Origin of the sequence: Stenotrophomonas sp. PA-6-5C (assembly GCF_021605635.1) — a bacterium.
GTDB lineage: Bacteria > Pseudomonadota > Gammaproteobacteria > Xanthomonadales > Xanthomonadaceae > Stenotrophomonas > Stenotrophomonas lactitubi.
This window is the reverse complement of the sequence record NZ_WKEE01000005.1, coordinates 112,822-135,477: the sequence shown is the minus strand read 5'-3', so window position 1 is coordinate 135,477 and position 22,656 is coordinate 112,822. Positions and strand designations below refer to the sequence as shown.

18 protein-coding genes and 2 pseudogenes are annotated in these 22,656 nt (G+C 61.3%); 16 read left to right on the top strand and 4 right to left on the bottom strand.

Annotated elements, in window-relative coordinates:
* Window positions 1–328 precede the first annotated feature (328 nt).
* Window positions 329–538, top strand: a complete 210-nt coding sequence (locus tag GIW57_RS03605) for a hypothetical protein (RefSeq protein WP_236509175.1) — start codon at window positions 329–331, stop codon at window positions 536–538.
* A complete protein-coding gene (locus GIW57_RS03600) occupies window positions 531–884 on the top strand; it encodes a hypothetical protein (protein WP_236509174.1) in 354 nt (117 codons plus the stop codon). The genes GIW57_RS03605 and GIW57_RS03600 overlap by 8 nt, the downstream gene beginning before the upstream one ends.
* A 42-nt stretch (window positions 885–926) precedes the next feature.
* On the opposite strand, the gene GIW57_RS03595 is transcribed toward GIW57_RS03600, so the two are convergent.
* Window positions 927–1,427, bottom strand: a complete 501-nt coding sequence (locus GIW57_RS03595; RefSeq protein ID WP_236509173.1) for a hypothetical protein — start codon at window positions 1,425–1,427, stop codon at window positions 927–929.
* A gap of 971 nt (window positions 1,428–2,398) precedes the next feature.
* Between GIW57_RS03595 and GIW57_RS03585 the strand changes: the two genes are divergently transcribed.
* The 4 genes and pseudogenes from GIW57_RS03585 to GIW57_RS03570 form a co-directional block, all read left to right on the top strand.
* Complete coding sequence (locus tag GIW57_RS03585; protein WP_236509172.1) at window positions 2,399–8,416, top strand: RHS repeat protein; 6,018 nt, start codon at window positions 2,399–2,401, stop codon at window positions 8,414–8,416.
* Between the two features lie 101 nt (window positions 8,417–8,517).
* Window positions 8,518–9,378 (top strand): RHS repeat-associated core domain-containing protein, encoded by an 861-nt coding sequence (locus GIW57_RS03580; RefSeq protein ID WP_141134252.1) that lies wholly within the window; start codon window positions 8,518–8,520, stop codon window positions 9,376–9,378.
* A gap of 8 nt (window positions 9,379–9,386) precedes the next feature.
* Complete coding sequence (locus GIW57_RS03575; RefSeq protein ID WP_070473404.1) at window positions 9,387–9,722, top strand: immunity 53 family protein; 336 nt, start codon at window positions 9,387–9,389, stop codon at window positions 9,720–9,722.
* Window positions 9,723–9,857: 135 nt separating this feature from the next.
* Window positions 9,858–9,947, top strand: a pseudogene (locus tag GIW57_RS03570) (transposase); the annotation flags it as partial.
* Between the two features lie 2 nt (window positions 9,948–9,949).
* Here GIW57_RS03570 and GIW57_RS03565 read toward each other — a convergent pair.
* Complete coding sequence (locus tag GIW57_RS03565) at window positions 9,950–10,966, bottom strand: IS30 family transposase (RefSeq protein WP_236509171.1); 1,017 nt, start codon at window positions 10,964–10,966, stop codon at window positions 9,950–9,952.
* Window positions 10,967–11,018: 52 nt separating this feature from the next.
* On the opposite strand from GIW57_RS03565, the pseudogene GIW57_RS03560 reads away from it, so the two are divergent.
* From GIW57_RS03560 to GIW57_RS03535, 6 genes and pseudogenes are all read left to right on the top strand, one after another.
* Window positions 11,019–11,483, top strand: a pseudogene (locus tag GIW57_RS03560) (IS3 family transposase); the annotation flags it as partial.
* Between the two features lie 86 nt (window positions 11,484–11,569).
* Window positions 11,570–12,100: a hypothetical protein gene (locus GIW57_RS03555; protein ID WP_236509170.1), complete on the top strand. Its 531-nt coding sequence runs from the start codon at window positions 11,570–11,572 to the stop codon at window positions 12,098–12,100.
* A gap of 261 nt (window positions 12,101–12,361) precedes the next feature.
* A complete protein-coding gene (locus GIW57_RS03550) occupies window positions 12,362–13,042 on the top strand; it encodes a VWA domain-containing protein (protein ID WP_089239608.1) in 681 nt (226 codons plus the stop codon).
* A gap of 2 nt (window positions 13,043–13,044) precedes the next feature.
* Window positions 13,045–13,800, top strand: coding sequence for a PP2C family serine/threonine-protein phosphatase (locus GIW57_RS03545; protein ID WP_157804873.1), 756 nt, complete (start codon window positions 13,045–13,047; stop codon window positions 13,798–13,800).
* A gap of 4 nt (window positions 13,801–13,804) precedes the next feature.
* On the top strand, window positions 13,805–15,190 hold the full coding sequence (locus GIW57_RS03540; protein WP_236509169.1) for a hypothetical protein: 1,386 nt from the start codon (window positions 13,805–13,807) through the stop codon (window positions 15,188–15,190).
* Window positions 15,187–17,205, top strand: coding sequence for an energy transducer TonB (locus GIW57_RS03535; RefSeq protein WP_236509168.1), 2,019 nt, complete (start codon window positions 15,187–15,189; stop codon window positions 17,203–17,205). The genes GIW57_RS03540 and GIW57_RS03535 overlap by 4 nt, the downstream gene beginning before the upstream one ends.
* A gap of 23 nt (window positions 17,206–17,228) precedes the next feature.
* On the opposite strand, the gene GIW57_RS03530 is transcribed toward GIW57_RS03535, so the two are convergent.
* Both GIW57_RS03530 and GIW57_RS03525 read right to left on the bottom strand, forming a co-directional pair.
* Window positions 17,229–17,861 carry a GyrI-like domain-containing protein gene (locus GIW57_RS03530; protein WP_100463970.1) on the bottom strand — a complete coding sequence of 211 codons (633 nt, stop codon included), beginning with the start codon at window positions 17,859–17,861 and terminating at the stop codon, window positions 17,229–17,231.
* The gene (locus GIW57_RS03525) at window positions 17,858–18,286 is read right to left on the bottom strand and encodes a VOC family protein (RefSeq protein ID WP_236509167.1); all 429 of its coding nucleotides are present in this window, start codon (window positions 18,284–18,286) and stop codon (window positions 17,858–17,860) included. Before GIW57_RS03525 ends, GIW57_RS03530 begins: the two co-directional genes overlap by 4 nt.
* 338 nt (window positions 18,287–18,624) lie before the next feature.
* Between GIW57_RS03525 and cyoA the strand changes: the two genes are divergently transcribed.
* The 4 genes from cyoA to cyoD are packed head-to-tail and all read left to right on the top strand — an operon-like array spanning window position 18,625 to window position 22,641.
* A complete protein-coding gene (gene cyoA / locus GIW57_RS03520) occupies window positions 18,625–19,665 on the top strand; it encodes a ubiquinol oxidase subunit II (protein ID WP_100463976.1) in 1,041 nt (346 codons plus the stop codon).
* A 2-nt stretch (window positions 19,666–19,667) separates the two neighbouring features.
* Window positions 19,668–21,665, top strand: coding sequence for a cytochrome o ubiquinol oxidase subunit I (gene cyoB, locus GIW57_RS03515; RefSeq protein ID WP_089239620.1), 1,998 nt, complete (start codon window positions 19,668–19,670; stop codon window positions 21,663–21,665).
* The gene (gene cyoC / locus GIW57_RS03510; protein WP_099821051.1) at window positions 21,662–22,300 is read left to right on the top strand and encodes a cytochrome o ubiquinol oxidase subunit III; all 639 of its coding nucleotides are present in this window, start codon (window positions 21,662–21,664) and stop codon (window positions 22,298–22,300) included. Before cyoB ends, cyoC begins: the two co-directional genes overlap by 4 nt.
* Window positions 22,300–22,641, top strand: coding sequence for a cytochrome o ubiquinol oxidase subunit IV (gene cyoD / locus GIW57_RS03505; RefSeq protein ID WP_025873831.1), 342 nt, complete (start codon window positions 22,300–22,302; stop codon window positions 22,639–22,641). The genes cyoC and cyoD overlap by 1 nt, the downstream gene beginning before the upstream one ends.
* Window positions 22,642–22,656 lie beyond the last annotated feature (15 nt).

Sequence of the window (22,656 nt, the reverse complement as noted above, 5' to 3'; positions counted from 1 at the left end):
GGGTAGGGTCGCCCTGGTTATTTCTGGTATGGGCATAGGAGGGCTGCGTGAGGTGGGAGGAAGTAAAATCAGAAGCGGCTCAAAGCAAAAGCGAAAAGCGTCGTGGGGAAAAAGGCAAGTGGGGCCTCGGCTCTCGCCGGGTCCGGCCCTCAGCAGAGGGTGGAAATGTGAGGCGTTTCAGGCTTTTGTGTTTTCTGCGTTGCCCTGTCATTTTTGCATTTTAGTCAGGAAGAGGTTGGGTTTTTTGGTTTACAAAAGAGTGGGTTGTCGTAACCTGGATTTATAGGGAGGCAATACCGCTGACCTCCAAAACCCAAAGGGAACCGCCATGCAAAACAATACTTTCACCATCCAGGCCACATATCATCCTAACCACTGGGAGCCGATTGAGAACGCGGAATACGAGACGCTTGCCGATGCGGAGGCAGGCATGGAGGATCTGGAGCAGAACTTGGGCTGGCGCGACATGCGCATCGTGGACGAAACCGGGCATGTATGGACTTACGGGGAGGAGGGTGAGGAGGAAGAGGGTGCCTAAACCCTATGCCATCCTCCCCAAGCAACCGGCCCCGCGCCGGTTGCCCACGGTTCGCATTGCCACTGACAAGGCCGCCGCGTTTCGCGCTCTGGCACGTCAACAGGGCCTGACGCCTACGGCAGCCTTGGCGGCGCTGGTGAACACCCACGCCGAGATCCGCGAGCCCTTCGCTCCCCGTGTCCGTGCCAAGCCAGCCGAAGGTAGGCGCTACACCGAGCTCCTGCCGGACCCCAAGGTGCTGACCGAGCAGGCCAAGGGCTTGGCCGACGATGCACGGATGGCCGGGATCACACTGGGCGAGGCCATGCGCCAGTTGGTGGACCGTTGCTTGGAGCAGAGTCGGTAAGTCAGGGAACAACGACAAGCGGCAGCCCAGTCGTCGCTCTTGCTATTCGGAGTTCCCTTGATCAGACAAGTTCGCCGGCCTCCGTGTTTTTATCCATTGGATGAACTGGTTAAGCCATAGATCGCTTGTTGTGCCTTGGCGCCCAAGGTCGAACCCATGGCCGCCCCGCTCATATACGTGCACCTCGGCTTCCACTCCCGCCTTGCGCCACGCTTGGTAGAGCAGAATGGGATCGTTGGGCTGATATTCGTCGTCGGCCGCGCCGGCGATGAAAGCCGGGGAAGCATCGGAGGGGACGGGGGAACGCAGGCCCCCATAGATCAGCCCCACAAAGTTCGGGCGGGTGGCGGCGAATGCGGCCGCATGCTTGAACACTGCGGCTCGGCTGTCCGCAGCAACTGAGGCGGACAGCTTGTTGTAAGGGAAGGTCCTGTTGATTCGGTGAATGTTGCCGGCCGCATCCTGGCGTTTCACGCGGACCTGCCAGGCGCTGCCGCGGTCGTAGACCCCTTGGCCTGTCAGTTCCTTTTTGGGGCGAGCCATGCTTGATAGTCCCTATCATTAGAGGTGACTAGTTTTCCCAGAATTTTCCCTGTTCGTCAATAAGTAATTGATATTTAGTGGTTAAAAGGATGTTAGCTTATATTTCGTAATGCGTAGGTCGTAGGTTCGATTCCTATTTCCGGCACCATGTTTGATGAAAAGCCCCGGCCTTGGCCGGGGCTTTTTGTTTGGCCGGCACGGCCATTGGTAGTGCCGGCCGCTGGCCGGCTGCTTCAGTAGTGCCAGCCCATGGCTGGCAGCCCAGAATTTCGAGCCTGCGGCTCGCTCGTCCCTCCGGCTTCCCAGGCACTTAGTTCTTCGTGCTATAGCTGACCTGTAGGCCGCATTCGGCCCCAATGGGCCGTCAAATTCCTCGATCCCCATTTCCTGTGCTCTGAATACCCGGCCTTGCTTCAAGGCTCTTTCAGGGATTGGAAGGATGGGGAGTTTCGGGGGAACTGCAGGCGGCGTGTCCACCCGCTTCAGGGGAATCGAAGGTCGAATTCGGAAGCTGGGTGCTTTAGGCACTTGGCCGCGCTGCGTGCTGCTGATTGGATTCGGCCTGGCACCCTCCGCAATTGCCCAGACGACGGTCACGTACATCTACACCGACGCTTTGGGGGCGGTGGTGGCTCAGACGAATGCCCATGGCAATGCGATTAGGCGATATGACTATGAGCCCTACGGTGCAGTGGTAGGTGGTCAGGTTAAGGATGGCCCGGGATATACCGGGCATGTGAGTGACTCGGCCACTGGCCTACGCTACATGTAGCAACGTTCTTGCCGGACTGAAATTTCATTCGGTGAGCAGGTGATCGCCGTCACTTGTGAATGAATTGTGAATCGTGTTACACATGTCGTGCGGGTCAACTGGGGAGTTGATCAGCACTAGCGGGTATGCGTTGAAGACTGCTCCAACCTGCAGTGACAGGTGGTGCAGGCCGCGTCATGGACGAAGGGAAATCCACCATATGAAGCGTTTCCAAGGAACGGCGCGCCGTTCGTTGTTGTGCCTGCTCGTACTTCTTGCTGGGCCAGCGATGGCCGCGCAGCCATGGCAGGAATACTCCAAGCTCATCAAATCTCGCGAACAGATCACATCTGAAGGCCCGCAACTGTTCGGTGATTCAGTGAATCTGTATACCGGCGAGCTCAGCTTTGCGGTGAGCGAGGTTTCAATCCCCGGAAACAATGCCTTGCCCGTGGCGCTGGGCAGGAAGTACGTGGTTCCCGGAGAGGGCATCCCCAATCACCCCATGGGCGATTGGGACATCGATATTCCCTTCGTCGGCGGCACGTTTGAGCATGACTCGGGCTGGAACGTGACAACCGCGCAACCCTGGGCTCGCTGCTCCTCGCCAGTGGAAGCGTGGGAGGGCGCACCTCTGGTGGTGGGTGTCCAGGGCATGTCAACCGTGGACTCGTGGGAGATGTGGCACGGCAATCAGCTCTTTACATCTACTACGGGTCCGCAGGAACTGCTGTTCCGCGTAGCCGGTTCGCCCGCGGGCCCAAGTGACGGGCGAGTGTACCCGTGGCTGACGACCCAGAACTGGACGCTGTCGTGCTTGCCCACACTAAAAAGCGGCCATGCGGGCGAGGGGTTTCTTGCACACGCCCCAGACGGAACCAAGTACCACTTCGATTGGATGGTCGTTACGCCTGTGGAGCCCTTCGCCAAGCCGAAGATCCAGGACGGAGTCGTGGTCGATCACGTGTTCCTGCGTGACCGCATACGCCTGTATCCATCCCTCGTCGAGGATCGTCAGGGAAACTGGGTCAGATATCACTGGTCCGGCTCTCAATTGACGCTTATCGAAGCAAGCGATGGTCGGCGGATCGATATCACCTGGACGTCAGGCCGGATATCGCAGGTCAGAACGGGTACCCGTACTTGGCACTACGAATACAACCCGTGGGGAATTCTCCTGCAGGTTACGCGTCCAGATGGTCGCCAATGGAAGTACGACCACTCACAGGTGGCGGGGATCATCTATGACCCTAGAGAAGAGTCCGTTGCTGACGCGTTGGGGCAGCGGCGGCGCTTTGTCCAGGATCAAGGAGTGATATGTGCTTGGATGCGAGTGTTGAAGGACACGCCGAGCGTCCTTCGAATGACGCACCCAACCGGCGTCACAGGTGAGTTCACCTTGGGCACCGTCCGCAATGGCCGTACGGGCGTTGCATCAGATTGCCTCTTCCCGATGATCGGGCTGAATGACTTCATACCTGATCCACCCGGCGACACCATTTCAAGTACGTTGCCGATTCGCTTCGATACCTTGGCGTTGAGGGCGAAACGCATTGTTGGTAGCGGTGTGGATCTCACCTGGCGCTATGACTACGCTCCGCCCAGCGCCCAAGCCATCACTGACTGCAGGCCCGGAAACTGCCAGACAACCAAGACCAGCACGGTGACTGCACCTGACCAGTCAACCACGGTCTTGACCTATGGCATCTATTTTCAGGAAAACGAGGGAAAGCTGCTGCGTACCGAAGTGCGCCAGAACGGCGGCACGTTGCGAACCACTGATGACATCTATGTGAGCAATGCTGAGGTTGTGTCGCAGCCATTTCCGGCCCGGGTCGGGATCAGCTCGCAAGGGCGGCAGGATACGTTCGCCAGTGAAACCTGGCGCCCCCTTCGTGAGCGGCGGATCACCGAGGGCGGGACGGTGTTTTCCTCCACCGTCGAGCAGTTCGACACGCTGACGCGTCCCCTGCGCGAGAAACGCCACAATTCGCTGGGAGAGTCGCGTACCACCGCGACTGAATTCCGCGATGAGCGGATCCGTTGGATTCTTGGGCAGGTTGCCAAGGTGACCAGCGTCGACTCCGGTCTGGAGATCTCCCGCACTGACTTTGATGCGTTTGCGCGCCCGTCCCAGAGCTGGTCCTTTGGTCGCCTTGATTCAACCACTGAATACGATGTTGATGGCACCGTGTCGCGTTACGTCGACGCCAATGGCAATGCTACGCGTCTCTCCTCGTGGAAGCGCGGCTCTCCCCAGCTTATCCAATTCGCGGACGGTGCGAGTGTGCAGGCCACAGTTGACGACCACGGCTGGTTGCGCTCGGTTACTGATGAGAACGGATTCACCACGTCCTATGACTACGACATCATGGGGCGCATCAGTGGCATCAACCAGCCATCCGGCGACAGTGTTGCCTGGAGTCCAACGAACATTTCGCTGGAGTACATGCAGGCGGCTGAGAACGGTATTCCTGCAGGTCACTGGCGGCGGAGCGTAACCACCGGTGACGCCCGGTCGGAGACCTATCTGGATGCGTTGTTCCGGCCGGTGCTGACCCATGCTTTTGATGCTCGTAATGTAGCCGGCACACAATCATTTGTCCGCTCTGTCCTTGATCATGAGGGACGAACGCTGTTCACTTCCTATCCGCACGCGTCGCTGCCAGCAGCAACAGGTACGTGGCAGGAGTTCGATGCGTTAGGCCGTCTGGTGGCCACGTCGCAGGATAGTGAGCTCGGTTTGCTTACAAGCTACGTCAGCTACAGCGGTGGCAACTCCGTCCGTATCCAGAACCCCCGTGGCCAAGTGACAGTCACGCGATACGAAAGCTTCGATGCACCTGCCCAAGACAACCCTGTGCTGATCGAGCACCCCGAAGGGGCGCGCACAGCAATCAGTCGGGATGTTCTTGGAAAGCCGCTGAGCATAATGCGGTACAGCATCGATGGGGCGACCTCTCTGCTGCGGAAGTTCATCTATTCCGGCGACCAGCGTCTGTGCAAGAGCATCGAGCCGGAAACCGGCGCGACGGCTATGGGTTATGACGCTGCAGGCAATCTGGCATGGTCTGCATCCGGTCTGGCTAGCCTTTCCCATGCGTGTGACGAGCCGGCAGCAAGGGCATCAGGGCGCCTCGCTACACGCACCTACGATGCACGTAATCGACTGAAGACGCTGGCATTCCCTGACAACAATGGCAGCCAGTCCTGGACGTATACGCCTGACGGAAAGACGGCGTCCGTAACCACCCAGAATCAACTGGGAGCAACGAATGCGACAAGCATGTTCGAGTACAACCGCCGGCGACTGCTCGTTGGCGAAGAATCGCGAATTCTGAATGGGTCGATGCAGACCCTTGGCTACGCCTACGACAGTATGGGAAACATTGCAGGCGTGCGGTATCCGAGCGGCAGCTATGTACACTACGCGCCCGATGCGCTGGGAAGGCCCACCCAAGTGGGTGACCAGGTAACGCAGATCAGGTATCACGCCAATGGAAGTGTGGCGTCCTTCACCTATGCCAATGGCATCGCGCATTCGTCGCCACAGAATGCACGGCAGCTGCCTCTGCAGATCAATGACGCAGGTGTGCAGGGTCTGCAGTATCAGTACGATCAGAACGGCAACGTCAACGCAATCAATGATGCAGTCGACGCTGTGCGCAATCGCACGATGAGTTATGACGGCCTGGATCGCTTGACACGTGTTCAATCGCCGTCATTCGAGGGTACGGGGGTCTTTGAGTATGGCTATGACGCGCTCGACAACTTGACCCGGGTCAGTCGTGGTGGGGTGACGGACCACTCTTATCTTTATGACGCGTCAAATCGCCTGACCAATGTCCGCAACGCGGCCGGCGCCACGGTGATAGGGCTGAACTACGACGTCCAGGGCAATCTGAGCACGCGAAACGGGCAGGCCTTTGTCTTCGATGCGGGTAATCGCTTGCGTGCTGCTGCAGGCAAGGAGCGCTATGACTATGATGGCTTTGGACGTCGTGTCCAAGCCATCGATACCGAGGAGCGTGGAATCCGTTCGCTCTATGGCAATGATGGCGTCCTGCGTTGGCAATACAACCAGCGTGATGGAAAGATCCTGGAGTATCTGTACGTGGGCGGCCGCCTGGTCGCACAGGTTGAGCAGCCTGCAATGATGGGGGTTCCTGTACTGGTTGCTCCTGTGAAGGACTCTACAGGCACTTTCAGTGTGGGTTGGTCGGACGTGGGCGCTGTGTCCTATGAGTTGCAGGCGTCCATCAATGCAGGAGCGACTTGGGCGCAGGTCTACCGTGGCGGCTCCCGCACCGCAAACGTTCAGGTAGGCGCCGCCGGGTCCTATCTGTATCGCGTGCGCGCATGCGATGGTAGTACCTGCGCTGCCTGGAGTTCCGTCGTCAAGACGGATGTCATCTTCAAGCCGGCCACGGCGCCGGTGCTGGTTGCACCAGGTATTGGCCTGTCTGGTACGTTCAACATCGAATGGAGTGCCGTGGCTGCGGCAACGCGCTATGCGCTGGAAGAGGCCGGCTCCGCAGCCGGACCCTATACGGTGATTTACGATGCGGGGCTGCTGAGTTTCGCTGTTACTTCGCGCCCGGCGGGTGACCGCTTCTACAGGGTTCAAGCCTGCAATGTCGCGGGGTGCAGTCCTTGGTCTGCTCCCGCCAAAGTTGCTGTCGTGCATCCGTCGGGATCATCCCCGGTGCTCAGCGTGCCGACCACAAGCATCAATGGTGTAGTGGCAGTTCAGTGGTCGGGTATTGCCGGCAGTGTCAGGTACGAGCTTGAACGCGCTGCTGCCGAAGGCTGGGCGCAGATCTACAGTGGCGCTGCCCTGTCATTCAATGAACAGGGACTGGCATCCGGTATCCATCGCTATCAAGTGCGAACCTGCAATGCGGCCGGCTGTAGTGCCTGGTCTGCTGAGGCGGTCACGACCATGGTGCGCGTGCCTGCTGTCGCACCGGTCATTGCGTTGTCCTCTACACAAGCCAGCGGCACCTACAGCGTGAGTTGGTCGGCGATTGCCGATGCGGCAACCTACACGTTGCAGGAGCAATCGGCCGGCGGTAGCTGGGCCGTCGCATACAGCGGTGAAGCTCGGAGCTTTGCAGTCAGTGGCAAGGGAAACGGCACTTGGTCGTATCGCACGCAGGCCTGTAACGCAGCGGGTTGTGGTCCGTTCTCGGTCGTGTCTGCCACCGAGGTTCTGTTGCCACCGGGGGCGCCCGCAGTTAGTGCCCCTGGCTCTTCCGCGACCGGTAGTTTTGCTGTCACCTGGATATCTGTGCCGACCGCAACGACCTATAGGCTCGAGCAGTACAGCGGTGCTGCTTGGACCGAGGTGTATGCAGGCTCGGGATCCAGTTTTACCGTTGGAGGACGAAGCACTGGTACCTGGTCCTATCGCGCCGTTGCATGTAATGCCAGTGGATGTGGCACATATTCAACGGCTGTAAGCACCCAGGTTCTGTTGCCTCCGCCTTCACCTTCGTTGCAGGCGCCTCCATCGTCCGACTCCGGTGCCTATCGTGTGTCCTGGTCGACCGTGGCGACTGCCATAAGCTATGACGTGGAGCAGTCTGCGGGAGGTGGTTGGTCCAGCGTTTCCAGTGGCACCAGTACTTCGGTCGATCTGACTGGACGTCCCAACGGCACGTATCGCTATCGTGCGCGTGCGTGCAATACGTCGGGTTGTGGCGGATGGTCGGCTGAGATCTTCGTCGTGGTTGTGTTGACCCCGCAATCCGCACCGGTGCTGAGCGTGGAGGCGGAGAGCGGTTGGCGGGTCGCCTATCCCAGTTGGACCCAGGTTCACCTTGCCAATGAGTATCGTCTGCAACGCCGCTTCAACGGTGGTGGCTGGCAGGAAGTCGCCCGAGGGGCAATGAATAGGGTCGAATTGTCGGTGTATCCGGGAGCACATACGTTCCGTGTTCAGGCCTGCAACGGAGGGGCGTGTGGCCCCTGGTCTACGGAGGCCAACACATTTGCTCTTCCCGACCCTCCTTCCTGGGCCTATGCCGAGTATATAAAGGGTGGTTGCAGAGTCACCTGGAATGGTTCTGAGGGGGCTAGCTATTCCACGATCGAGGATGACTTCGGCGTGCGCGTGGCTGGGAACGAAATGGTTTTTGCAACGTGCTCGTGGGCGTACACGGTGCGTAATTGCTTGGATGGCCACTGCAGCCAAGGGAAAACTGTACAACCGGAGGGGGGCGACCCATGGCTGTAATGGTACGGGCAAGCCAATGCGCTGGTGGGTTGGCAGGGCGCATTTCCATGAATTCTGCGTCAAGGGTTGTCGGGTTGATCCGAGGGACATGGCAGCAACTCATGATTGCCGCCCTGCTGCTCACTGGGCAGGTTCAGGCCCAGACGACTGTCACATACATCCATACCGATGCCCTCGGTTCGGTTGTTGCCGAGAGCGATGCCAATGGCAACGTGATCAAGCGCTATGACTACGAGCCCTACGGAGCCGTAGTAGGAGGTCAGGTCACGGACGGGCCGGGTTATACCGGGCACGTGAGCGACTCGGCTACTGGGCTGAGTTACATGCAGCAGCGGTACATGGATCCGCAGTTGGGTGTGTTCCTGTCTGTGGATCCGGTGACTGCGTATGACCAGCCGGTTGGGCAGTTCAATCGATACAGGTATGCGAACGGTAATCCGTACAAATTCACGGATCCGGACGGGAGGCAGAGTTGGAGTGACTTCCAGACCGGCTTTGAGAACGGAACACTTAACGCCTCCCGATACGAGCACGGATTTCCGTTGTATGCCAATTGGGCTGAGCAAACTGGCTATGCCATTGGTTCCGGTATCGTCAAGGGCGGGCAGTCCCATGCTGGTGGCATTCGAGCGCCGCCCCTGCGTATGCAGCCACCCCGGACTGGGACTGTTACAGTTGGCGCGCCATCTGGGCGGAACACAAACAAATTGCGACCGGACGCCAATGCACAGGGCGCACACTCTGTCCTAAAGCGTGGTGAGGATGGCAATATCAGCAATACTGCCACGTACCAGCCAAATCCGAACAATCCGTCCGGCTTCCAAGAGGTAAAGCGTGTCGACGTAACCGGAAAGGCTCATACCAATCCTGATGGATCCATCGTTGCCACACCTCATGTGAAAGAGGCAGGGCAAAAGGGGGTGCGTCCGGCGCTCCCAGAAGAGCTGCCAAAGAGGAACTGAGATTATTTATGGACACTGCGATTGCGCTTTTGCAAAGATGGTATTCGAATCACTGTGACGAAGATTGGGAGCATTCCTACGGTATCAAGATAGACACTTTGGATAACCCAGGGTGGATTCTCACTGTCGACCTGGTTGACACGGAGTTGAGTGAATATTCGCTGCCCAGGACGCGCATTGATCGTTCGGAAGTAGATTGGATTCAGTCCGAGATTTCGGATGGGCGCTATATCGCTTGCGGTGGAGCGCTCAACCTGGAGGAGATCGTGCTTCAGTTTTTGAACTTCGCCGAGGGTCCCCGCGTCGACAGTCAGGATGCGCGAACCGACGGCGTAGGGCCGTAGGTTTTTCCGTTCAGTGTTCCGAGCAAGTTTGCGCTCTAACGGCGAAGACATTCGACATCGTTGGCGGACGATTGGACCGGCCAGGATTTCGTAGACAACTCAGAGCCATAATCAATGGTAACGAGAGAGGTGTCTATGGCGAGCAAGCAGTACACGGATGAGTTCAAGTCCGAGGCGATCAAGCAGGTGACCGAAAGGGGCTTCGCGGTTGCGGAGGTTGGGCGGTCTCAAGAAGCAAGCGCAACACGTGATCTGAACTCTGTGATCTCTTTGTCCATCACTTCGGCGGGCGTTTTCCAGCCCAGCGTCTGTCGCGGACGTGTGTTCATGAGCATCGCGACGTGATTGAGATACTCCTGGCTCGCGCTCGACAGATCAATGCCCTTGGGCAGGAACTGCCGAAGCAGTCCATTGGTGTTCTCGTTGCTGCCGCGCTGCCACGGCGCGTGTGGATCAGCAAACCACACGTCGATATCCAAGCGGTCCATCAGTTCTGGGTAGCACGTCAGCTCCGTGCCGCGATCGTAAGTCAAACTGGTGCGCATGGATTCGGGCGGCTTCTTCAGTCGGCGACTGAAACCCTCCAGTGCCGCTTCCGCTGTGCAGCCGTCCATCTTGCAGAGGATCACAAAGCGCGTCTTTCTTTCGACCAGCGTCCCTACGCAGGAGCGGTTGAAAGCACCCTTGATCAAGTCGCCTTCCCAGTGACCCGGAACCAGTCGCTGCTGTACTTCTTCCGGGCGATGCACGATGCGCAGTTGCTCAGGAACCCATGTCCGCTTGGCTGCCGTCGTGCGGCGTAGACCTCGCGTCGGCTTGCTCTGCCGAAGCGCTTCCACCAGCTCTTTCTTCAGGCCTCCGCGCGGGTGGGCATCGATGCTGGCGTAAATGTTCTCGTGGCTTACGCGCTGGCTGGAATCGTCCGGGTGCATGTTGCGAAGCTTGGCAGCAATCTGCTGGGGCGACCAGCGATACAGCACCAAGTGATCAAGGACGAACTGGAAGCGCTCGCTGCCCTCGATCAGTCGGCGGTGCCGAACAGAGCGTAGTCGGCGGACACGATAGTTTTTGCCGGCCTCGGTGGCGCTGTACGCTCCAACGCCTTGCCGGGCCACCTCGCGGCTCAGGGTCGAAGGGCTCCGCCCCAAGCGCCTGGCGATGGATCGCATACTCTTGCCATCCTGGATATCGATCTGGACAACAGCGCGTTCTTCTGCGCTCAAGTGGTTGTAATGCCTGGACATGCTGACACCCTACTGGTTAGTGGGTGTTGCACTTGGAAATTGAGTCTAAGCTTACATCCGCACGTATGAAGGCTGGCTGTTCCTGGCAGTGATCGTCGACCTTTATTCACGGCAAGTGATCGGTTGGGCGACGCAGTCCCAGATGACCACCGATCTTGTGCTACAGGCACTTGTATCGGCGATATGGAAGCGAAAGCCCGCTCCGGGCTTGATCATTCACTCCGATCAAGGCAGTCAGTTCACCAGCAGCGATTGGCTATCACTGCTGAAGCAGCACGGCATAGTTCCGAGCATGAGCCGGCGAGGGAACTGCCACGACAATGTAGTGGCTGAGAGCTTCTTCAGTGCACTGAAGAAGGAACGGATCAAACGACGGATCTACCCGACCCGGGACGAAACGCTCTCTGACGTATTCAATTACATCGAGATGTTCTACAACCCAGTCCGCCGGCATGGTTCCGCTGGCGACCTGGCCCCTGTAGAGTTTGAACGGCGCTACGCGCAAAGCGGCTCATGAGTGTCTACGGAAGTCTGGCCGGTCCAGCTAGACAAATAGCCCCGGCGGAAAAAGCATCGACATTCCTGCAAATGGTGATAAGCCACATGAAACCCTACACTACGATTGAGCAACTCTCCGATGGGGTACGCTATTTGCCGCTGCAACTGCAGGGTGCGGAGCTGGATAGATTGGCTGCTTTGCTCCGAGGGCATCGGCTTCTTGCATGCAGGATTCCCAAGATGCAGACAGCGAGCTCGGCTTGGCAGGTGATCCTGGATTTTGATCCGGATATGTCCCTTGAATTGACGTCTTCCAGTACCGTTGCTCAGGGATGGGATGAGTTTGGGACGATAAACGTCGAAGTTCTGTCGAGGGGTGCTGTTGAATCGACAAGCGAATGGGGCAATCTGGATTTGCCGGAAGAGCTTGATGTTGTCCGCATCGAGATCGTGCGTTGGCAAGGTGACGGACTGATCGTTGACTCCGGCATTCGTTTGCATTTCGCCGATGGCCGAACCTTCTCGGCCGTGGCGTTGGACGTGCCGGGAGCGCTTCTCTTGACCATGCCGGGAGAGGTCGCTCCAGCTTTCTGGCAGTTTCCTGCAGGTGAATACTCTTTCGTCGCGATTGAATGAGCAAGGTCGTTTTGTTCTTCCAGGCACAACTCCTCATTCCAGCCAGCCTCTTGGCAGTCGCTGGCGATCGCCAATGCGTAGGTCGCAGGTTCGATTCCTGTTTCCGGCACCAGTTGTAATGAAATGCCCCGGCCTTGGTCGGGGCTTTTTGTCTGACCGGCACGGCTCCCCGTGAGACCTCGTCCCCTGGGCTTCCAGCTCCCCCTATAATCAGCGGCGCAGATCACCTGCACCGGTTCACCCGCACGGAGGCTTCCCATCATGTCCATTGCCGCAATTCCCGATGTTTCGCTGGTCGACAACAGTGAGCAGCGCACGCCGCTGATCCTGGTGCTGGACTGTTCCGGCAGCATGAGCGGTGGCCCCATCGAGCAGTTGAATGCGGGCCTCAAGCTGTTGGAGCAGGAGCTGAAGGCTGATGTGATCGCGGCCAAGCGCGTGCGCGTGCTGCTGGTTGAATACGGTGGCATGGACAACGCTGCCATCAGCGGTGATTGGTGCGACGCGATGGATTTCGCTGCGCCCACGCTGTCGGCCAACGGCACCACGCCGACTGGCGCGGCGGTGGAACTGGCGCTGCAGGAAATTGAAGACGAGAAGGCGCGCTTCCGCCAGGCGGGCGTCGCCTACACCCGGCCGTGGCTGTTCCTGATGTCCGATGGTCAGCCCACCGATGCCTGGGAAGCGGTGGCCGAGCAGTGTCGCGAGGCCGAGCAGCAGAACAAGGTGGCGGTGTTCCCGATCGCTGTCGGCAATGCCGACATGAGCGTGCTGGGCCAGTTCAGCCGTAATGGCGAGCGTGGCGTGAAGCGGCTGCAGGGCCTGCAGTTCAAGGAGCTGTTCCTGTGGCTGAGCGCGAGCATGCGGGTGGTCTCCAATTCGACGCCCGGTGGCCAGGTGCAACTGCCGGCCACCGACAGCTGGTCGCAAGTGCCGGTCTGACCATGGCCTGGCGCGTGATGGCCGCATCGGCCACGGGACGGTCCCATCTGGACCGCGGGCAGCCCTGCCAGGACGCCTATGCGTCGGTGCAGGTGGGGCAGACATTGGTCGCGGTGGTCTGCGATGGCGCAGGCTCTGCATCGCACAGCGATGTGGGCGCCCGGCATGTATCCAGCAGCGTGGCGGCGTCGGTTACCGGATCTGCCCAGCTCGGCGCCGATCCACTGGCACTGCCGGTGGATGCGCTGCGCGCGATCATCGAAACCGCCGTTGACGATGCGCGCGGTCAGCTGGCGATGCTTGCGCTGAGCCAGGGCCTGAAGCTCTCCGACCATGCCTGCACGCTGGTGGGGGCGGTCGCCACGCGCGATGGCGGCTGGTTCTTCCATGTCGGCGATGGCGTCGCCGCCTGCGCCTTCAGCAATGAATTGCCCGATGCCGTGTCACTGCCCGCCAACGGCGAGTACGCGAATGAAACCTGGTTCGTGACCGGTGGCAACTGGCGTGAGCAACTGCGGCTGACCCGCTTCGAAGGGGCGATCGACGCGCTGGTGCTGATGTCCGATGGCGTGCAGCCGTTTGCGATGTCGCGCGCGGGCGACAGCCTGTTCCAACCGTTCATCGCACCGGTGATCCGTTATCTGGCCGGGGTCGATGAGACCCACGGCAGCCAGGCATTGCACGCGACGCTGGCCGACCCGCGCACCGATCAGATCACCGGCGACGACAAGACGTTGCTGGTCGCGTTGCCGGCCTGAGCCCATGCCCGGGCGCAGCGGCGAAAAGGTTTACGACGCACAGCGCAGGCCGCTGACCCTGGAGCGGCTGCTCAAGAGTGGCGGCGCGGGCAGTGTGTTCACCCTCAAGGAGCGGCCGCGCGAAGTGGCCAAGCTCTACCACTCGGACAAGGACGCGCGTGTCTACGAGCGCAAGCTGCAGGCGATGCTGGAGCTGCAGCCGGACCTGCCGCCGATGGAGGGGCAGGGCGCCGACCAGGTGCAGATTGCCTGGCCGTTGACCCTGCTGCGGGACCGCAGTGGGCGTTTCATCGGCTTCACCATGCCGATCCTGGATCTGTCGGCCACCAGTGATCTGGAACATGTGCTGCAGGAGCGGCAGGCGCGTGCCGAGGGCCTGCCTACCGGCCTGGGCGCGAAGATGACCCTCGCCGCCAATCTGGCGGTGATGCTGGCTGCGCTGCACAGGCGGCAGCACTATGTGGTCGACCTCAAGCCGCTGAACGTGCGGTTCTATCGCAGCACCTTGTTCATCGCGATGCTCGATTGCGATGGTTTCAGCATCCAGGGCAAGGGCGAGCGTTTCCCGGCCGGGCAGGTCACTACCGACTATCTGGCGCCTGAGTTCCAGCAGCCGGGGGTGAAACCGGGCCAGGAGGAGGCGCAGGATCGCTTCGCGTTGGCGGTGATGGTGTTCCAGCTGCTCAATTCCGGCCTGCATCCGTATGCGGGCCGGCCGCAGGGGGTGACGGTACCCAGTGACCTGCCAGCACGCATCGCCGCCAACCTGTACCCGTATGCGCGTGGCAAACCGCATCCGCGGATGTTGCCCTCGCCGGTCAGTGGGCATGAGATGTTCCCGGCGGCACTGCGCGACATGTTTGATCGTGCGTTCTCGACGCAGGCGCGGCGGCGGCCTTCGGCGCAGGAATGGGCCACGCTGCTGCTGGACTACGCGCGGCGCAACGCCGCGCAACTGGTGACGTGTGGCAAAGATGCGGCCCACCAGCATTTCGTCGGCATGCCGTGTGCCGCCTGCGTCCGCGCCGAACTGCTGGCCGGCAGCGCACGCGCGGCACAGACCCGCTCGCGGCAGAAACCGGCCAAGGCCCGCAAGCAGCGCGCACGCACCGCGGCGCGCGTCGCCCAGGCGCAGCCGGTCGCCGCACAGGCGTCGGCGGCAAGCGGCGTTCCCGGGGTGATGTCGCGGGTGACGATGGCGGTGATCGGCACGTTGTTGCTGGGTTGGGTGAGGGGCTGGGGCATGCCGGCCTACCGCCGCTACAGCGCGCTGGTGGACCCGGGCATCTGGGATGGCGTGGGGCTGGCCGTGCAGATGGCCATGCTGGCGATCGCGATCCTGCTGTTCATCCTGTTCGTGCCGATGCTGATCATGAGCAAGCGCCCATGAAGCTGCTGGGTGTGCTGGCCGTGCTGCTGCTGGCGCTGATCGGGATGGCGCCGTTCTGGGGCGACCTCGGCGTGCTGGTCTACAGCTCGATCGGCTGGCTCGGACGACTGCTGTCGAGCGGCGCGTTGAGCGACGGCAGGGCGGCATTGCGTGCTGCGCTGTTGATCGGCGGTGCGGTGTCGGTGCTGTCGTTCCTGCGCGTAGCGGTGCAGGATCGGGCCGTGGACTATCTGATCGCGTCGGTGATGTTCGGCTTCCTCTCGTTCGTCATCTTTGTTGTCACCGGCATTTCCGGGGATGGGGCTGCGGGCGCGGGGAGCATGCAACAAGGAGCGCGCTCGGTCATGGTCGGCGAGGATCGCATGACGGTTCCGCGCTGGTATTCGCGCGGTCATTTCGAACGGGAAATGCTCAACAAGGTGCACGAAACCGCGCGTGCCGCTGCCCGCGGCGATCTGCAGCGGACGCAGACGCTGATGCAGGAGCTGGATCTGTGGGCGCGCAATGGCCCGGCGCTGCGCGAAGACCGCACCGAGTACGAGCGCCTGCGCGCGGCCTACAACGAGACGATCGAGACCCTTGCCGCCCGGTCCGGCCGCCGCACGCAGAGGACGGGAGGCCTGGCCAGCGACGCGGGCGCGATGGTGGATCGGCTTACCGCCGAGGAAGCGCGCGAGCTGGAACTGAAGCAGATCGAGCTTCTGCAGCAGATGTGGAAAGTCTCGCCGTCGAGCACGACGGTAGCGATGCGTCTGCTGGCGACGGATCTGCAGGAGCTGGCGATCCGCTCACGCTGGTCGCCGCGCAAGCCGTTCGACCGAGAGGGCGACGCGGCACTGGAAGAGCGCCTGTGGCGCGTCCACGGCACGCAGGAGGTGTTGTTCGCTTATGCACCGCTGGAGGAGCGCCTGTGGAATGCCTACGCGTCGACGATGGTCGACACGGACGAAGAGCTCGCACTGGGTGCGCTGGTGATCGCCGGACTGATCGACCGCGGCGACAAGGTCGCCTCGGCTGATCCGGCCCGGTTCGACGTGAATACACTGCTGCTTGGCAGCGACGTGTTCATGCTCTCGACGCTGCTGGCCAGTGCGTCCGAAGACCGCATGGAGATCCTGAAAGCGCGCGCGACGCTGCTGCTGGGCGATGATGATCGGCAGCCGAAGGCAGGTAAAGGCGAGACGCCGGACACAACCGGCACCGCTGCAGGCCCGGCGGGCCCGGTGGTCTCGGAGCCTTCACCACCGGCAACCTCGAAAGCGGACGTCGCCAGGCAGGCGCAACGCGCGATGCCGCCAGCGGGGATGCTGGTCGATCGCAAGGGCCTGGCGCTGCGTACGTCGCCACTGCTGCCATCGCCGTCGCCACCGGCCGAGTATGGACAGGTGCTGGTCGACCTGCCCGCTGCCGGGTTCAAGGACCTGCGCCACGGCATCCCGCTGCGCGCGCCTGTCCAGGCCGACAGCATGGTCACCCTGCAGGTGGATGTCTGGCAGAGCGGCGTGGTCACTGCGGTGCTGATTGAAAGCAGCAGTGGCAGTGCCCTGCTGGATGAGGCCGCGCGGCAGGGCGCGCGCACCTGGCACAGCGCGTCGAAGGTGCTCACGGGCGGCGAGCGCAGGCAGGTGACGGTGGTGTTCAAAGCGCCTGTGGCTGCCGCACCAACGCCGATGACCGTGGACGCACCATCGCCGATCACCATGAGCCCGCCGCCGCCGCAGTTGAACCCCGAACAGGCGCTGGGCGCGCAGCTGGCGGCGATGGCGCGCCGGCAGCCGCCGCGTTATCCGCGTGGTGACGGCGAGACGGTGCCCGAAGGCAGCGTCGAGCTGCTGATCACCCTGTCAGCCGAAGGGCGCGTGCTCGATGTGAGCGTGGACCGCAGCAGCGGACATCCTGCGCTGGATCGCGCCGCACGTGAGGCTGCGCTGAAATGGCACGTCACCCCCACACGGCCGGTGACCACGGTCAAGCAGATTACCCTGCGTGTGCCGGTGCAGTTCCAGGGCGGCTGACGGAACAGCCCGCGGCGCGGCCGTCACCGTGCCTGCACCGGTTGCCGCAGCACCGTTTTCAGGCGAGCAGGCTCTACCTTGCGTGGGTCGCCCAGGTAGATCTCATGATGCGGCCCGGCGAAGGTCAGCCCCTGTGCCGGCATGATCTGTTCATGCAGTTCGGCCAGTGTCGGGCCCTCGTCATCATAGGAGCCTACATGCAGCGTCTGCAGGCACAGGCCTTCATCGTAAAGCGCCAGGCGTAGGCTCTGTGGCGCGGTACCGCGCTTGTCCGATGCCTTGGCCACCGCTTCGTTGAAACGCGGAACGCCGACGTCCAGCGGCGTGCGGATCATCATCGTCCAGCGCCACGCGTGCTTGCGCTGTGCCACGAAGCTGGACGGGTCGTCGGCCCACCACAGTCCCTCCAGCGGCGGCACCACGTAATCCCGTCCTTCGGCCTTCATCGCGAACTTCAGTGCGTAGCTGACCGAGTACAGCCACTCGACCGCATCGCGATAGGCCGGCGCCTGGTTCGGATCACCCTGGCCATCAACCATCACGAAGGACATCGGCGGCACGTCGATCCGCACGAACGAGCCGACCGGTGGCCGGTACAGCGCCTTGTCCTGCGTCTTGAAGTCGATCTTTGCCGGCGCCGCGGCGGACCGGGTCATTCCGCCGCTCCGTTCGCAGGCCCCTTCAGTTCCACCGTGTTGCCGTCCGGGTCCTTGAAGTACAACGACAATCCATCGCCCTCGGCGCCGAAGTTGACCTCGGCCGGCCCCAGTACCGGCACGCCGTGGGCTGCAAGATGGGCGACCAGCGCGGTTTCGTCGAAGGGTTCGATGCGCAGGCACAGGTGGTCGACGTTGCGCCCTTCGCTGCCCGGCCCGCTACCGCCGTGGCGACCGAGCGTGCCGTCCAGGCTGATCAGATCGATCATCGACGCACCCGCGCGCAGGTGCACCAGGCCCAGGTGCTCGCGCCGCCGCACCACAGCGCACCCCAGCACCTGGCCATAGAAGGCTTCGCTGCGGGCCAGCTCGCGCACCCGCAGCACCACGTGGTCGATGCGTTCAACGCTGAAGGGTCTGTCCATGCCGGGTTCCTCGAAGAAAGGGAGCTCAAGACTTGCTGAACCTGTTCAGTCGACTTTGCCAAACGAGGGGCCTCGTCGTCGCCATGGTCGATGCTACGCTGCCGTCCCCGCACGTTCTGGCCGCCACAATGGCGCGGTGCGACAACGTGTCGCAGCCAGATACGGGCCTTTCCTGCGCCTGATCATTGTCAATGCCTTTCTTAAATGGTGGGTGACGGCCTAAAATTGAAAGGCTGACTCGACCCCACCTTACCTGCCTGTCTTCTGGACGGGTGGGCCCGGCTTTGGCCGGTGCGGGCAGGACGGGGAACGGCATTCCCTCGCAATTGGATCGACCGATGATTCCGTTGAAAACCCTTGGGCGCTGGTTGCGCCCGGGCTTGCTGCTCGCATTGCTGGTGATGCTCACCGGCTGCGATGCCGTGGCCATCCTCAGTCCGAAGGGCCAGATCGGCCAGGATGAAAAGACACTGCTGATCACGGCCACCGTGCTCATGCTGCTGGTCGTCATCCCGGTCATCATCATGACCCTGACCTTCGCGTGGAAGTATCGCGCCTCCAACACCAAGGCCCGTTACGAGCCGAAGTGGTCCCACTCGACGGCGATCGAGGTGGTGGTGTGGTCGATCCCCTGCATGATCGTGCTGGTCCTGGCGGTGCTGACCTGGCGGTCCTCGCACGCGCTGGATCCGTACAAGCCCCTGGAATCGGACGTCAAGCCGGTCACCATCCAGGCGATCTCGCTGGACTGGAAGTGGCTGTTCATCTATCCGGAAGAGAAGATCGCGGTCGTCAACGAGATCAAGTTCCCGGTCAACACCCCGCTGAACTTCGAGATCACCTCCGATACGGTGATGAATGCGTTCTTCATCCCGCATCTGGGCAGCATGATCTACTCGATGGCGGCGATGGAGACCAAGCTCCACCTGATCGCCAACGAGCTGGGTGAATTCCCGGGCATGTCCTCGCACTACAGCGGTGCAGGCTTCGCCAAGATGCATTTCACTGCTTACTCGGTCACCGATGCGCAGTACCGCCAGTGGCTGGACCAGGTCCGTGCCGGCGAGCAGACCCTGGACAAGACCTCGTTCAAGGCGCTGGGCGAAGCGAAGAATTCCGAGTGGTACCCGGTCACCTACTTCGGCAAGGTTGAAGAGAACCTGTTCGATTGGGTCATCGCCAAGCACATGGGCGACAACAAGCACTACGGCATGAAGCATTCCCACGCCGGTGCCGCTGCTGCCGACGCTGCCAGCCATGAAGCGCACGAGGGCCATGCCCCGAGCGAGGCCCACGATTCCAAGGAATCCGGTGAGAACCTGGATGCCACCGAACACGAACACGCAGGCCATGCCGGCCACGCGGGTTCGGGAGAATGAACATGTTGGGAAAACTCTCTCTTGAGTCGATCCCCCACGATCCGATCGTGCTGACCACCCTGGTCGGCGCGATCCTTGGTGGCCTGGGCGTCGTCGCCCTGATCACCAAGTTCAAGCTGTGGGGCTATCTGTGGAAGGAGTGGTTCACCTCGGTGGATCACAAGAAGATCGGCGTGATGTACATCATCGTCGCCTTCGTCATGCTGCTGCGCGGTTTCTCCGACGCGATCATGATGCGTACCCAGCAGGCCATCGCCGTCGGCGGGTCCGAGGGTTACCTGCCGCCGCACCACTACGACCAGATCTTCACCGCCCACGGCGTGATCATGATCTTCTTCGTGGCGATGCCGCTGATCACCGGCCTGATGAACCTGGCCGTGCCGCTGCAGATCGGTGCGCGCGACGTCGCGTTCCCGTTCGTCAACTCGCTCAGCTTCTGGCTGTTCGTGTCCGGTGCGGTGCTGATCATGCTGTCGCTGTGGATCGGCGAATTCGCCGCCACCGGCTGGCTGGCCTTCCCGCCATTGTCGGGCATCGAGTACAGCAACAATGTAGGTATGGACTACTACATATGGGGACTACAGGTGGCGGGTCTGGGTACCACGTTGAGTGGTATCAACTTCTTCATCACCATCCTCAAGATGCGCACCCCGAGCATGAAGCTCATGCAGATGCCGGTCTTCACCTGGACCGCGCTGGTGACCAACGTGCTGATCGTCGCCGCCTTCCCGGTGCTGACCATCACCCTGGTGCTGCTGACCCTGGACCGTTACCTGGGTACGCACTTCTTCACCAATGACGGTGGCGGCAACGCCATGCTGTACATCAACCTGATCTGGATCTGGGGTCACCCGGAAGTCTATATCCTGGTGCTGCCGGCCTTCGGCGTGTTCTCCGAGGTCATCGCGACCTTCTCGCGCAAGGCCCTGTTCGGCTACAAGGGCATGGTCTACGCCACCGCCTGCATCGGCGTGCTGTCGTTCATCGTGTGGCTGCACCACTTCTTCACCATGGGCTCGGGTGCCAACGTCAATGCCTTCTTCGGCATTACGACGATGATCATCTCCATCCCCACCGGCGTGAAGATCTTCAACTGGCTGTTCACCATGTTCCGCGGTCGCGTGCAGTTCACCACGCCCGTGCTGTGGACCATCGGCTTCATGGTCACCTTCACCATCGGCGGCATGACCGGCGTGATGCTGGCGATCCCGGCCATCGACTTCGTGCTGCACAACAGCCTGTTCCTGATCGCCCACTTCCACAACGTCATCATCGGCGGCGTGGTGTTCGGCATGTTCGCCGGCATCACCTACTGGTGGCCGAAGATGTTCGGCTTCCGCCTCAACGAGTTCTGGGGCAAGTGCGCGTTCTGGTGCTGGTTCATCGGCTTCTATGTGACCTTCATGCCGATGTACGTGCTGGGCTTCATGGGCATGACCCGTCGTCTGCAGAGCACCGTCAACCCGGCCTACGAGCCGTTCCTGCTGGTGGCCGCTGTTGGCGCCTTCATCGTGGGTGCCGGCATCCTGTGCCAGATCATCCAGGTGGCCGTGTCGATCCGCGACCGCAAGAAGACTGCCGACCTGACCGGCGACCCGTGGGATGCCCGTACGCTGGAGTGGGAAACCTCTTCGCCGCCGGCCTTCTACAACTTCGGCACCTTGCCGGAAGTCACCGAGCTGGACGATTTCTGGGAGCGCAAGCAGCGTGGTGAGGCCTGGCCGAAGCCGGCCAAGTACACCGACATCCACATGCCGCGCAACACCGGCACCGGCGTTGTCATCGGCGCCTTCAGCATGGTGTTCGGCTTTGCGATGATCTGGCATATCTGGTGGCTGGCCATCATCGGCTTCGTCGGCATGATCGCCACGTTCATCTACCGCACCTTCGACCAGGACGTGGACTACTGGGTCCCGGCTGCCGAGGTGGAACGCATCGAGAACGAACACCGCAAGCACCTGGAAGCCCAGGGCCTGGTGAAGTCGGAGCTGAAGGCATGAGCACCAATACCTCGACCGTGAACCACGGGCACGCCGCACACGCGGCGGCCCATGGCCATGACGACCACGAGCACCACGACACCGGCGGCAACACCGTCTTCGGTTTCTGGGTGTACCTGATGAGCGACTGCCTCATCTTCGCCTCGCTGTTTGCCACCTACGTGGTGCTGGCCGGCGGCACCGATGGTGGCCCCGGCGCGAAGGACCTGTTCGAGCTGCCGTTCGTGGCGTGGGAAACCGCGCTGCTGCTGACCTCGTCGCTGACCTTCGGCCTGGGCATGATCGCCATGCACCGCAAGCAGGTCGGTCAGATGTTCCTGTGGCTGGGCATCACCTGGCTGCTGGGCTTCGGCTTCATGTGCATGGAAGTCTATGAGTTCCAGCACCTGATCCATCAGGGTTACGGTCCGGACCGCAGTGCCTTCCTGTCGGCGTTCTTTGCCCTGGTCGGTACCCACGGCCTGCACGTCAGCGCCGGCCTGCTGTGGCTGCTGGTGATGTTCGTGCAGCTGAAGAAGTACGGCCTGACCCCGACCAACAAGACCCGCATGGCGTGCCTGAGCCTGTTCTGGCACTTCCTGGACCTGATCTGGATCGGCGTGTTCTCCGTCGTCTACCTCAATGGAGCGCTGTAATGGCACATGACAACCATGCACACGACCACGCCGCCGGCGGCGAAAGCCACGGCACCGTGAAGTCGTACCTGATCGGCTTCGTGCTGGCGGTGGTGCTGACCGTCATCCCGTTCTACATGGTGATGTCGGGTGATTTCTCGCGCACCGTGAACGGTGTGGTGATCGCCATCACCGCGGTGCTGCAGATGCTGGTCCACCTGGTGTTCTTCCTGCACCTGGACCGCTCGTCGGAGAGCCGCTGGAACGTCAACGCTGCGGCCTTCACCGTGGTGGTGATCGGCATCATCGTGGTCGGTACCCTGTGGGTCATGCACAACATGAACGTGCACATGATGCACTGACGTCTTCGCGACGTT